At 72.3% G+C, this 13,324-nt stretch carries 7 protein-coding genes and 1 pseudogene; 7 read left to right on the top strand and 1 reads right to left on the bottom strand.

Annotated elements, in window-relative coordinates; translation table 11 throughout:
- Positions 1 to 156 precede the first annotated feature (156 nt).
- Positions 157 to 615: a MarR family winged helix-turn-helix transcriptional regulator gene (locus tag AB0C62_RS08995; RefSeq protein WP_362971024.1), complete on the top strand. Its 459-nt coding sequence runs from the start codon at positions 157 to 159 to the stop codon at positions 613 to 615.
- A gap of 254 nt (positions 616 to 869) precedes the next feature.
- A complete protein-coding gene (locus AB0C62_RS08990; RefSeq protein ID WP_362971022.1) occupies positions 870 to 4,070 on the top strand; it encodes an alpha-L-rhamnosidase in 3,201 nt (1,066 codons plus the stop codon).
- A gap of 94 nt (positions 4,071 to 4,164) precedes the next feature.
- On the opposite strand, the gene AB0C62_RS08985 is transcribed toward AB0C62_RS08990, so the two are convergent.
- Positions 4,165 to 6,063: an ABC transporter ATP-binding protein gene (locus AB0C62_RS08985; RefSeq protein ID WP_362971020.1), complete on the bottom strand. Its 1,899-nt coding sequence runs from the start codon at positions 6,061 to 6,063 to the stop codon at positions 4,165 to 4,167.
- A 240-nt stretch (positions 6,064 to 6,303) separates the two neighbouring features.
- Here AB0C62_RS08985 and AB0C62_RS08980 point away from each other — a divergent pair.
- The 5 genes and pseudogenes from AB0C62_RS08980 (at position 6,304) to AB0C62_RS08960 (ending at position 13,258) form a co-directional block, all read left to right on the top strand.
- A pseudogene (locus AB0C62_RS08980) lies at positions 6,304 to 7,234 on the top strand (lysylphosphatidylglycerol synthase domain-containing protein).
- 104 nt (positions 7,235 to 7,338) lie between these two features.
- A complete protein-coding gene (locus AB0C62_RS08975; RefSeq protein ID WP_362971019.1) occupies positions 7,339 to 8,103 on the top strand; it encodes a crotonase/enoyl-CoA hydratase family protein in 765 nt (254 codons plus the stop codon).
- Between the two features lie 373 nt (positions 8,104 to 8,476).
- Entirely contained in the window at positions 8,477 to 9,562 is a 1,086-nt protein-coding gene (locus tag AB0C62_RS08970) for a mechanosensitive ion channel domain-containing protein (protein WP_362971017.1), read from the top strand.
- A gap of 223 nt (positions 9,563 to 9,785) precedes the next feature.
- Positions 9,786 to 12,005: an NADP-dependent isocitrate dehydrogenase gene (locus tag AB0C62_RS08965; RefSeq protein ID WP_362971015.1), complete on the top strand. Its 2,220-nt coding sequence runs from the start codon at positions 9,786 to 9,788 to the stop codon at positions 12,003 to 12,005.
- Between the two features lie 191 nt (positions 12,006 to 12,196).
- A complete protein-coding gene (locus AB0C62_RS08960; protein WP_362971013.1) occupies positions 12,197 to 13,258 on the top strand; it encodes a right-handed parallel beta-helix repeat-containing protein in 1,062 nt (353 codons plus the stop codon).
- Positions 13,259 to 13,324 lie beyond the last annotated feature (66 nt).

The raw sequence follows: 13,324 nt of genomic DNA, 5'->3' as shown, positions 1-13,324 counted from the left end.
GGCTGCCGCCGCAGCACGGCCGGCGGCCCCCGCCCGGCCCCCGCACACGTCCCGCTCCTCCCCCTCACCCACCTCCTCCCTCACCCACCTCCTCCCTCTCACCCACCCCGCAGACGCCACCCGCGCCCCTGCGCCCGACAGACCGGGAGAACACCTGTGACCACGCGCCCGCACCAGGTCTTCGAGGACCTCGCCCGCCTCGGCGCCCTGCTGTCGCAGGACATCGACACGCGGCTGCGCGAGGAGTGCGGCCTGTCCCTGAACGGCTTCCGGGTGCTCCTGACAGCGTCCGGCCGGGCCCCCTTCTGCCGCGTCCAGGAGGTCGCCGACGCGCTCGCGCTCAGCGTGGGCGGTGCGAGCCAGGCCGTCGACCGGCTGGAGCGGCGGGGCCTGTGCGTACGCCGCTCCAATCCGCGGGACCGGCGCTCCAGCCTGGTGGACGTCACCCCCGCGGGACACGGACTGCTCGACGACGCGACCCTCGTGTACGCCGACGCTCTCGACGCCCTCGTCGGCGTCCCGCTCGCCGAGCCGGAACTCGGCGAACTCGCCCGCCTTCTCGCGGTGTTGCGTGGCGCCGTGGGCCCGGAGAGCCGCCTCGCGCCGGCCGGCTGACCGAGCCCCACGTCCCCCGCTGTCCGGAGCCGGGCCGGTCAGCCGACCGCAGGTCGGACGCCGTGCACCGATCCGTCGACCCTCGATTGAAACCGTTCAATTTCCGAGTGACGCGAACCGGCCACCCTCCCTCACACATCACGCCTGTACAGCCGTGTCACAGAAAAACCCTGCACACTCATTGACCCCCACCTCTCCCGCCCCTACCTTCACCGACGTGAATCGATTCACAACTCCGAGGTGAGGGGCCGCAATTGATCAGCAGGAGGAACATCCTGGCGGGCGCCGCGGGCGCGGTCGCCGTGACGGCCACGGGAGCGGGAGCGGCCCAGGCCGCACCGGCGTCCGCGGCGGCCGGGCAACGCGGTGAGGTGCGGGTCACCGCGCCGACCGTCGAATACGTGCAGAACCCCTTGGGCGTCGACGCCCAACACCCGCGGCTGAGCTGGCCGATGGCCTCGGACACCCCGGGGATGCGGCAGAGTGCCTACCAGATCCGGGTCGCCTCCAGCGCGTCCCGCCTGTCCCGGCCCGACGTCTGGGACAGCGGGAAGGTGACGTCCGGTCAGTCCACCCTCGTCCCGTACGCCGGGCCGCAACTGGCCTCACGCAAGCGGTACTTCTGGTCGGTCCGGGTGTGGGACACCGACGGTGGCCTCTCCGCGTGGAGCGCGCCGTCCTGGTGGGAGACCGGCCTCATGGGCTCCGGGGACTGGTCGGCGAAGTGGGTCTCCGCCCCTGCCGCCCTCACCGACGCGCCGTCCCTCGACGGCAGTTCGTGGATCTGGTTCGCCGAGGGGGATCCGGCGAGCGGGGCCCCGAAGGGCACACGCTGGTTCCGGCGGGTGGTCGACGTCCCCGACGGCGTCACCTCGGCGAAGGTGGCCGTCACCGCCGACAACGTCTACGCCCTCGCGGTGAACGGCACCGAGGTGGCCCGCACCGACCTGGCGACGGACAACGAGGGCTGGCGCCGCCCGGCCGTCGTCGAGGTCCTCACCCACCTGCGTCCCGGACGCAACGTGCTCGCCGTCGCGGCCACCAACGCGACGGAGAGCCCGGCGGGTCTGGTCGCCGTCCTCGACCTGCGGACGGCCTCGGGCGAGCAGCGGATCGTCACCGACGCCTCCTGGAAGGCGACGGACGCGGAGCCCGCGGCGGACTGGCGGGAGACCGGGTTCGACGACAGCGGCTGGCCGGCGGCGAAGGTGGCCGCGGCATGGGGATCCGGCCCCTGGGGGCGGGTCGTCCCGGCGTCGTTCGCCGCCAACCAACTGCGGCACGCGTTCACGCTGCCACGCAGGAAGGTGGCCCGGGCACGCCTGTACGCGACGGCGCTCGGCCTGTACGAGGCGCACCTCAACGGCCACCGGGTGGGCGTCGACCAGCTCGCCCCCGGCTGGACGGACTACCGCGAACGCGTCCAGTACCAGACCTACGACGTGACCTCGCTCGTACGGTCGGGTGCCAACGCCCTCGGCGCCTGGGTGGCGCCGGGCTGGTACGCGGGCGACGTCGGCATGTTCGGACCCCACCAGTACGGGGAACGCCCCGCGCTCCTGGCCCAGTTGGAGGTCGAGTACACCGACGGGACGAGCGAACGGATCACGTCGGGCGAGGACTGGCGGGCCGCCGCCGGGCCGATCGTCGCGGCCGACCTGCTCGGCGGGGAGACGTACGACGCGCGGCTGGAGACCTCCGGCTGGACCTCACCGGGGTTCGACGACCGGAGCTGGCTCCCGGTGCGCGCCGCGGGGGACGCCGCACCGCCCCGGATCGTCGCGCAGGTGGACGGCCCGGTGCGGGTGGCCGGTGAACTGCCGGTCAGGAAGGTGACCCAACCGGCCCCCGGCGTCCACGTGTTCGACCTGGGACAGAACATGGTCGGCTCGGTACGGCTGCGGGTGTCCGGCGCGGCCGGGACGACCGTGCGGATCAGACACGCGGAGGTCCTCAACCCGGACGGCACCCTGTACACGGCGAACCTCCGCTCGGCCGCCGCGACCGACACGTACACCCTGAAGGGCGGCGGCGAGGAGACCTACGAACCGCGGTTCACCTTCCACGGGTTCCGCTACGTCGAGATCACCGGCTTCCCCGGCACCCCCTCCGCGCGGGCCGTGACGGGCCGGGTGATGCACACGTCGGCGCCCTTCACCTTCGAGTTCGAGACCGACGTCCCGATGCTCAACCAGCTGCACAGCAACATCACTTGGGGGCAGCGCGGCAACTTCCTCTCCGTACCGACGGACACGCCCGCCCGCGACGAGCGGCTCGGCTGGACCGGCGACATCAACGTGTTCGCGCCGACCGCCTCCTACACGATGGAGTCGGCCCGCTTCCTGACGAAGTGGCTGGTGGACCTGCGCGACGCGCAGACCTCGGACGGCGCGTTCACCGACGTCGCGCCGATGGTCGGGACGGTCGGCAACGGTGTCGCGGGCTGGGGCGACGCCGGGGTGACCGTCCCCTGGGCGCTCTACCAGGCGTACGGCGACCGGCAGGTGCTGGAGGACGCCTGGCCGTCCGTCCAGGCCTGGCTGGCCTATCTGGAGCGCAACAGCGACGGGCTGCTGCGGCCCGCGGGCGGGTACGGCGACTGGCTGAACGTCTCGGACGAGACCCCCAAGGACGTCATCGCCACCGCGTACTTCGCGCACAGCGCCGACCTCGCCGCCCGGATGGCGACGGAACTGGGCAAGGACGCCACGCCCTCCTCCCGCCTCTTCGAGAGCGTCCGCGACGCGTTCCGGACCGCGTACGTCGGCGCCGACGGAAAGGTGAAGGGCGACACACAGACGGCGTACGTGCTCGCCCTGTCGATGGACCTGCTGCCCGAGGCGCTGCGCACCGCCGCGGCCGGCCGGCTCGTCGATCTGATCCGGGCCAAGGACTGGCACCTGTCGACCGGCTTCCTCGGCACACCCCGGCTGCTGCCGGTGCTCACGGACACCGGGCACACCGATGTCGCCTACCGGCTGCTCCAGCAGCGTTCCTTCCCGAGCTGGGGCTACCAGATCGACAAGGGCTCCACCACGATGTGGGAGCGGTGGGACTCCATCAAGCCCGACGGCACCTTCCAGACACCCGACATGAACTCGTTCAACCACTACGCCTACGGCTCGGTCGGCGAGTGGATGTACGCGAACATCGCCGGCATCTCGGCGGGGCGTCCCGGCTACCGGGAGATCGTCGTGCGGCCGCGTCCGGGCGGCGACGTCACCTCGGCGCGCGCCACGTTCACCTCGGTGCACGGTCCGGTCTCCACCCGGTGGAGCCTGCGCTCGGGCACCTTCGACCTGACCTGCACCGTGCCCGCCAACACGACGGCCGAGGTGTGGATCCCGGCGGCCGGCCCGGAGGCGGTCACCCACACCCGGGCGACCTACGTGCGCGAGGAGGACGGCTGCGCGGTGTACCGGGTCGGCTCCGGCAGCCACCGGTTCACGGCCTAGCAGACCGGAGCGGATGAAGGGGACGGACGGGTGGACGCGCGCGGGTTCGTCGCGCGCGTCCACCCTCCTCGTACCCCCGCTCCACCCGGAGGATCTACGCCTCGACCCCCGCCGGCTCCGGGGTGTCCTCCCGGGCGGTCCTGAACTGCGTCCGGTACAGCTCCGCGTACCGGCCCCGCACGGCGAGCAGCTCCTCGTGGGTGCCCCGCTCGATGATCCGGCCCGCCTCGACGACGAGGATCAGGTCGGCGGCCCGCACGGTCGACAGCCGGTGCGCGATCACGACCGCGGTACGCCCTTCCAGCGCCTCGGCGAGTGCCTCCTGGACGGCCGCCTCCGAGGTGTTGTCGAGGTGGGCGGTGGCCTCGTCGAGGATGACGACGCGTTGGCGGGCGAGCAGCAGGCGGGCGATGGTCATGCGCTGACGCTCACCGCCGGAGAGCCGGTAGCCGCGTTCGCCGACCACGGTGTCGAGGCCGTCGGGCAGGGAGGCGACGAGGTCGTCGAGGCGGGCGCGGCGCAGCACGTCCCACAGTTCCTCCTCGGTCGCGCCGGGCCGGGCGAGGAGCAGGTTCTCGCGGACGGAGTCGTGGAAGAGGTGGCCGTCCTGGGTGACCATGCCGAGGGTCGCGCGCATCGACGCGGCGCTGAGGTCGCGGACGTCGACGCCGCCGATCCGGACGGCGCCCGCGTCGGCGTCGTAGAGGCGCGGCAGGAGCTGCGCGATGGTCGACTTGCCGGCGCCGGAGGAGCCGACGAGCGCGACGGTCCGGCCGGGTTCGGCGGTGAAGGAGATGCCGTGCAGGACCTCGGCGCCGCCCCGGGTGTCGAGGGCGGCGACCTCTTCGAGCGAGGCGAGCGAGACCTTGTCGGCGGAGGGGTAGGCGAAGCGGACGTCGTCGAACTCGACGGCCACGGGGCCCTCGGGGACCTCTCGGGCGTCCGGCTTCTCGGCGATGAGCGGCTTCAGGTCGAGCACCTCGAAGACACGCTCGAAGCTGACCAGGGCGCTCATCACCTCGACGCGCGCCCCGGCGAGCGAGGTGAGCGGCGCGTACAGGCGGGTGAGCAGCAGCGCGAGGGAGACCACGGCGCCGGCGTCCAGGGTGCCGCGCAGGGCGAACCAGCCGCCGAGACCGTAGACGAGGGCCAGCGCCAGGGCTGACACCAGGGTCAGCGCGGTGATGAACGCGGACTGCGCCATCGCGGTACGCACCCCGATGTCCCGTACCCGGCGGGCGCGCTCCGCGAACTCGACGGACTCCTGGCCGGGCCGGCCGAACAGCTTGACGAGGGTGGCGCCTGGGGCGGAGAAGCGCTCCGTCATGCGGGTGCCCATCGAGGCGTTGAGGTCGGCGGCCTCGCGCTGGAGCCGGGCCATCCGGCTGCCCATGCGCCGGGCGGGGAGCACGAACACGGGCAGCAGGACGAGCGCGAGCAGGGTGATCTGCCAGGAGAGGGTGAGCATCACGGCCAGGGTGAGCAGCAGCGTCACGACGTTGCTGACGACTCCGGAGAGGGTGTTGCTGAAGGCTCGTTGGGCGCCGATGACGTCGTTGTTGAGTCGACTGACGAGCGCGCCCGTACGGGTACGTGTGAAGAACGCGACCGGCATGCGCTGCACATGATCGAACACAGCTGTCCGAAGATCGAGGATGAGTCCCTCGCCGAGCGTCGACGAGAGCAGGCGGCTCAGGATCCCGAGCGCCGCCTCGGCGACCGCGATGACCGCGATGAGCACGGCAAGGCGGACGACGGTGCGTTCGTCGCCGTGGGACACGATGGTGTTGACGACGTGCCCCGCGAGCACCGGCGTCGCGACGGCCAGCAGCGCGGTCGCCACGCTGAGGACGACGAACTGGGCGATGCGGCGGCGGTGCGGCCGGGCGAAGACGGCGATGCGCCGCAGCGTCGCGGGGTCGAAGGGCCTGCGCTCCCGCTGGGCGTTCATCACGCTGTACAGCTGGGTCCAGGCCGTGCTCTCCATGCTCATGGGAGAGACGGTAGAACCTCAAGCATCATTGAGGTCAAGAGTTCCGGGAGAGGGCACCCGCACGGGCGGCCCGGCGTCGGCCCGGGGTCCGCGGGGGCCATCCCTCCCGCACCTTGCCCGGCGTGTCAGCCGCCGTCCCCGCGCCCGCAACCCCACGTTGGTGCGGTGTGGAAAACCTCTCCCGATGTGACGACCGTACGACTCCCCCGAGCGAGGCCGGCGCTTCCCCGGCGCCTCGCCCTGCGTCCCGCCGTCCGGCCGGTCCTGTGCCTGCTTCCGCTCGCCCTGGTCCTGGTGGTGGCCGTGCGCCACCGCTCCGTCCTCGCCGAGGGCTTCGGCCATCTGCGGTCCGCCGAGTGGCCGTGGCTCGCGGCCGCGGCCACCGCGACCGCCCTGACCTGGGTGGCCGCGGCTCTGACCCGTCAGGGCGCGGTCATGGAACGGCTGCCCGCACGCCGGCTGCTCGCCACCCAGTTCGCGGCGGGCGCGGCCAACCATCTGCTGCCGACCGGCCTCGGCGCCGGAGCGGTCAATCTGCGGTTCATGACGGTGTGCGGGGTTCCGCTCGCCCGCTCGTCGGCCGCGCTCGCGCTGTATCTGCTCGCCGAGTCGACCGCGCGGCTCGGCCTGCTCCTCGGTCTGCTGATCGCGTTCCCCAACGCGCTGCGCCTCGGCGGTCTGCTCCCGGACGGCGCGGCCCTGCCCCTGTTGCTGGGCGTCGGGCTGCTGGTGGCCGTCGCGGCGGCGACGCTGCTGCTCGTACGGCGGCTGCGCACGCCCGTCGTCTCCTTCCTGCGCACCGCGCTCGGCGAGGCCCGCTCGGTGCACACCCGGCCGGCCCGTGCCTTCGCCCTGTGGGGCGGCTCGCTCGCGTTCCCGCTGCTCCAGGCCTCGGGGCTCGCGGCGGTGGGCCGCGCGCTGGGCCTGCCGGTGTCGCCCACACACATGGTGATCGCCTACCTCGCGGCGACGGTCGCGGTCGCGCTGGTGCCGACGCCCGGTGGCCTCGGTTCGGTGGAGGCGGCGCTGACCGTGGCGCTGGTCGCGGCGGGCGGCCCGGTCGCGGTGGCGACGGCGGTGGTCCTGGCGTACCGGATCATCACGGTGTGGGTGCCGCTGCTGCCGGGGGCGCTGACGCTGGGGGGCCCTGGTGCGCTGGAAGGTGATCTGAGACAGGGGCACCCCCTGCGCCGGTGCGTACCCGCGCGAGCTGTGGTACCGAGGAGTGACCACGACGTGCGGTGAGGCGCGTCGGCCGGAGAAGGGGACAGTGCCATGCCGGTCCGGATCGAACGCCAGGGTCATGTCACCACCGTCGTGCTCTCCCGGCCGGCGGCCCGCAACGCGGTGGACGGGCCGACCGCGGCGGAACTCGCGGACGCCTTCCGGAAGTTCGAGGCCGACGAGACGGCGCGCGTCGCGGTGCTGTGGGGCGAGGGCGGCACCTTCTGCGCGGGTGCGGACCTCAAGGCCATCGGCGCCGAGCACGGCAACCAGGTCACCGAGGACGGCGACGGTCCGATGGGCCCCACCCGGCTGCGGCTGACCAAGCCGGTGATCGCGGCGGTCGCGGGACACGCGGTGGCCGGCGGTCTGGAACTGGCGCTCTGGTGCGATCTGCGGGTCGCCGAGGAGGACGCCGTCTTCGGTGTCTTCTGCCGCCGCTGGGGTGTCCCGCTCATCGACGGGGGCACCGTGCGGCTTCCCCGGCTCATCGGCACCAGCCGGGCGATGGACATGATCCTCACCGGCCGCGCGGTCCCCGCGGCGGAGGCGTACGCGATGGGGCTCGCCAACCGGCTGGTCCCGGTGGGCCGGGCCCGCGCCGAGGCCGAGCGGCTCGCCGCGGAGATCGCCGACTTCCCGCAGGCCTGCCTGCGCAGTGACCGCGCCTCGGTCCTCGACCAGGAGGGCCTGATCGAGAAGGCCGCCCTGCGCACCGAACTCCGCTACGGCATGGACGTGCTGGACGAGAGCATGGAGGGCGCGGCCCGCTTCTCGGCGGGCGCCGGGCGACACGGTTCGTTCGACGGGGTCTGACAGCGGGCCCGACGGCGGAGGCCGGCGCTCGGGGATTCCGCCGGGAACTTGTGCCGCGCGGAGGGGGGTGTCCCGGCCATTTCCGCGCGGGGTCGACGGGGCCCACGGCAGGGAAGGGCCACGTGAGGGAGGAGAACGGTCACCAGGCGCTCCCATGAAGGGTGTTGACGGGCGGTTCCGGTCAAGGGCGTGACGGCGCGGGCCTGGTGACGGAGGGGCAGGCGGATGCGGCAGGATGAGCGGTCGCCCCGGTCGACGAACACCTGTCCGGGCGTGATCGTGCGTTCCCGGATTCGAGCAGGTGGCAAGTGACGACACAGCGCATACGGCCCGCGGGCCCTCACCCCGGTCCCGGTCCCCTGGGAGGTCGACGATGAAGCGTTCGGTCACCCTGGACGACCTGATGATCGCCGGCATAGCCGTGGCCGCGGGGCTGCTGGCGGCGTTCCTGCTGCGGATGCTGCTGCGCTGGCTGGGCAAGCACGCCGAGCGCACCCGCTGGAGCGGCGACGACGTCATCGTGGACGCGCTGCGCGCCCTGGTGCCGTGGGTGGCGATCGTGGGCGGGCTCGCGTCGGCGGCCGCGGTGCTGCCGCTGACCGCGGCGGTCGGTCGGACGGTCAGCCGCTCGCTGACCGTGCTGCTCATCCTGGTCACGACGGTCACCGCGGCCCGGCTCATCGCGGGCCTGGTGCGGTCGGTGACCCAGTCGCGGTCGGGTGTCGCCGGCTCGGCGACCATCTTCGTGAACATCACCCGGGTCGTGGTGCTGGCGATCGGCTTCCTGGTCGTCCTGCAGACCCTCGGCATCTCCATAGCGCCCCTGCTCACGGCGCTGGGCGTGGGCGGTCTCGCGGTCGCCCTGGCCCTCCAGGACACCCTCGCCAACCTCTTCGCGGGGGTGCACATCCTCGCGTCGAAGACCATCCAGCCGGGCGACTACATCAGGCTGAGCAGCGGCGAGGAGGGGTACGTCGTCGACATCAACTGGCGCAACACCACGGTCCGCCAGCTCTCCAACAACCTGGTCATCATCCCCAACGCCCAGTTGTCGGGCACCAACATGACCAACTTCACCCGGCCCGAGCAGCAGATGACGCTGACCGTGCAGGTGGGCGTCGGCTACGACAGCGACCTGGACCACGTCGAGCGGGTGACGAACGAGGTCGTGACCGAGGTGATGACCGGGATCACCGGCGCTCTCCCGGACCACGAGCCCGCCGTGCGGTTCCACACCTTCGGCGACTCGCGCATCGGACTGACCGTGATCCTCGGCGTGGGCGAGTTCAGCGACCAGTACCGGATCAAGCACGAGTTCATCAAGCGCCTGCACAAGCGCTACCGCGACGAGGGCATCCGCATCCCGTCCCCGGCCCGCACGGTCGCTCTCCAGCCCGGCGGCACCCCTGTGCTGGAGTCCGCCATCCCCCACCAGCGCGAGGCGCCGTCCCGCCCGTGAGGCCCAGCCCGTGACGGAGGGGTCCGACCACGGCCCGGCGCCGGACGCGCGGAGCGTGACGGGCCCCTGCGGAACATGACCGCACCGCGCCGGACGCGGATCCCGGGCCCGCGGCCCTTTCCCGCGGGCCCGGCCCGTCCCGGCGCGGACCCCTGTCGAGGCCGGGTCGCTCACGAGATATCTTGATGTCGAGCAATGTTGCAGACGTGGAGCGGAGCACCCGGTGACTGACTCGACCATCATCTATACGCACACTGACGAGGCCCCGGCCCTGGCGACGTATTCGTTCCTGCCGGTGGTCCAGGCGTACGCCTCGCAGGCGGGTGTCACTGTGGAGACCCGTGACATCTCGCTGGCCGGACGCATCGTCGCCCTCTTCCCGGAGTACCTCCAGGAGGACCAGCGCATCGCGGACGCGCTGACCGAGCTGGGTGAGCTGGCCAAGACGCCCGAGGCCAACATCATCAAGCTGCCGAACATCTCGGCGTCGATCCCGCAGCTGAAGGCGGCCCTGGCCGAGCTTCAGGCGCAGGGCTACGCCCTCCCGGACTACCCGGACGACCCGAAGTCGGACGAGGAGCGCGACATCCGCGCCCGGTACGACAAGGTCAAGGGCAGCGCCGTGAACCCGGTGCTGCGCGAGGGCAACTCCGACCGCCGCGCCCCCGCGTCGGTCAAGAACTACGCCAAGACCCACCCGCACCGCATGGGCAAGTGGACGTCCGACTCGAAGACGAACGTCGCCACCATGGGCGTCGACGACTTCCGTTCCACCGAGAAGTCCGCGGTGATCTCCGAGGCCGGCGCCCTGCGGATCGAGCTGGTCGGCGACGACGGCTCCACCACCGTGCTGCGCGATTCCGTACCCGTCCTGGCCGGCGAGGTCGTGGACGCGTCCGTCATGCACGTCGCGCCGCTGCGTGAGTTCCTCACCGCGCAGATCGCCCGCGCCAAGGCCGAGGGCGTGCTGTTCTCGGTCCACCTCAAGGCCACGATGATGAAGGTCTCCGACCCGATCGTCTTCGGTCACGTGGTCCGCGCCTTCTTCCCGAAGACGTTCGCGCGGTACGGCGAGACCCTCGCCGCCGCCGGTCTGACCCCGAACGACGGTCTCGGCGGCATCTACAAGGGCCTGGAGTCCCTGCCCGAGGGCGCCGAGATCAAGGCGTCCTTCGACGCCGAGCTCGCCGAGGGCCCCGAGCTGGCGATGGTCGACTCCGACAAGGGCATCACCAACCTGCACGTGCCGTCCGACGTCATCGTCGACGCCTCGATGCCGGCCATGATCCGCACCTCCGGCCACATGTGGGGCCCGGACGGCCAGGAGGCCGACACCCTCGCGGTCCTGCCCGACAGCAGCTACTCCGGCGTGTACCAGGTCGTCCTCGACGACTGCCGCGCCAACGGCGCCTTCGACCCGTCGACCATGGGCACCGTCCCGAACGTCGGCCTCATGGCGCAGAAGGCCGAGGAGTACGGCAGCCACGACAAGACCTTCGAGGTGCCGACCACCGGCACCGTCCGTCTGGTCGACCAGGCCGGGAACGTCGTCCTGGAGCAGACCGTCTCCGCCGGCGACATCTTCCGCGCCTGCCAGACCAAGGACGCCCCTATCAAGGACTGGGTGAAGCTGGCCGTCACCCGCGCCCGCGCCACCGGCGACCCGGCCGTGTTCTGGCTGGACGCGGAGCGCGCGCACGACGCCGTGCTCATCGAGAAGGTCGAGCGGTACCTGGCGGAGCACGACACCGAGGGCCTGGACATCCGTGTCCTGCCCCCGGTCGAGGCGACCAAGCTGTCCGTCGAGCGCATCCGCCGCGGCGAGAACACCATCTCGGTCACCGGCAACGTGCTGCGCGACTACCTGACCGACCTGTTCCCGATCCTGGAGCTGGGCACCAGCGCCAAGATGCTGTCGATCGTCCCCCTGATGGCGGGCGGCGGCCTCTTCGAGACGGGCGCCGGCGGCTCCGCGCCGAAGCACGTGCAGCAGCTCGTCAAGGAGGACTACCTCCGCTGGGACAGCCTCGGTGAGTTCCTCGCCCTGGCCTCCAGCTTCGAGCACCTCGCGACCACCACGGGCAACGCGCGCGCCCAGGTGCTCGCCGACACCCTCGACCGCGCGACGGCGACCTTCCTCAACGAGGACAAGTCGCCGACCCGCCGCGTCGGTGGCATCGACAACCGCGGCAGCCACTTCTTCCTCTCCCTGTACTGGGCGAACGAGCTGGCCCAGCAGACCGACGACGCGGACCTCGCCAAGGCGTTCGCCCCGCTCGCCGAGGTGTTGACCGCCCAGGAGCAGACGATCGTCGACGAGCTGAACGCGGTCCAGGGCAAGCCCGCGGAGATCGGCGGCTACTACCAGCCCGACCCCGCCAAGGCCGCCTCGGTCATGCGCCCGTCGGCCACCTGGAACGAGGCGCTGGCGACCCTCGCCTGACCCACGCGCCACCCCGCGGAGGCGACTCCGCGGACGTTGCTCCACGCACGCCGCCCCGGCCGGTTTCTCCGGCCGGGGCGGCGTGCGTCGTGACACCGTTCTTCCCCGCTCGGCGCGTCACGGTGACAGCGGCGGGCCCACCTGGGCGATCACCGGTGGCGGGCCGCAACACCCGTTCATAACTTCGGCCTATGACCAAACGACAGTTGGCCCACCTCGCCTGCGCGGCGGCGGTCGTGGCGTCGGGCCTGGGCGCAGCCGCCCCCTCGGCCGCCCACCGGTCGGTGCACCTGGTGCGCGCCGGCGAATCCATCCAGAAGGCCGTGGACGCGGCGAAGCCGGGCGACACCGTCGTCGTCTCCCCGGGCACCTACCACGAGAGCGTCCGCATCACCGTGTCGGACCTGACCCTGCGCGGCTCCGGCGCCCGCAACACCGTCATCGTGCCGGGCACGGCCACCGGCGACGCGTGCGCCACGGCCGGCAACGGCATCTGCGTCGCCGGGACGGACAGCAGGCCCGTCCGGGGTGTCACCGTGGCCGCGCTGACCCTCAGGGGCTTCACCAAGCAGGGCCTGTGGGCCACGGGGACCGACCGGCTGACCGTCCGCGCGGTCACGGCCGAGAAGAACGGCCAGTGGGGCCTCGCCACCGAGCGGTCCGTCCGCGCGACCCTCGTGGGCAACACCGCCCGGGACAACGGTGACGCCGGTGTCTTCGTCTCCAACACGGTCGACACCGAGGAGGGCGCCCGCGACAGCCGGAACACCGTCATCGCCCGCAACCGGCTGAGCGGCAACCGGATCGGCGTCACCGTGCGACGGCTGCGGAACCTGACCGTCGCCCGCAACGACGCGACCGGCAACTGCGCCGCCGTGTTCGTCGTCGGTGACGAGAACAAGCCGCGGGTCGGCGCCCTGACCCTGCGTCAGAACCACATCCACGCCAACAACAAGTCCTGTCCCAAGACCGCGCGGCTGCCCTTCCTCCAGGGGTCCGGCATCGTCCTCACCGGCGCGGAGGACTCCCTCGTGACGGGCAACCGGATCGAGGACAACGTGGGCACGTCCCCGCTGTCCGGCGGCATCGTGCTGTTCAAGAGCTTCGTGGGCGCCCTCAACGAACGCAACGAGGTCCGCGACAACGTCCTGCTGCGCAACGGCCCGGCCGACCTGGCCAACCGTGACACCGGCCAGGGCAACACGTTCCGGGGCAACCGCTGCGCGGTCTCCGAGCCCGCCGGAATGTGCTGACCGGGGGCACGCCCCCTCCCATGACCCCGGTCCCCCTGTCCCCGTAGGCACCGGACCGGTCTCCGT

It is taken from the genome of Streptomyces sp. NPDC048643 (assembly GCF_040650615.1).
Taxonomy (GTDB): Bacteria; Actinomycetota; Actinomycetes; order Streptomycetales; family Streptomycetaceae; genus Streptomyces.
The sequence above is the reverse complement of the archived record's forward strand: the minus strand, read 5'-3'. Positions and strand labels throughout refer to the sequence as shown.

Coding starts and splice junctions, on each gene's coding strand:
- AB0C62_RS08985 (WP_362971020.1), bottom strand. CDS start 6,063: ATGAGCATGGAGAGCACGGCCTGGACCCAGCTGTACAGCGTGATGAAC.
- AB0C62_RS08975 (WP_362971019.1), top strand. CDS start 7,339: ATGCCGGTCCGGATCGAACGCCAGGGTCATGTCACCACCGTCGTGCTC.
- AB0C62_RS08970 (WP_362971017.1), top strand. CDS start 8,477: ATGAAGCGTTCGGTCACCCTGGACGACCTGATGATCGCCGGCATAGCC.
- AB0C62_RS08960 (WP_362971013.1), top strand. CDS start 12,197: ATGACCAAACGACAGTTGGCCCACCTCGCCTGCGCGGCGGCGGTCGTG.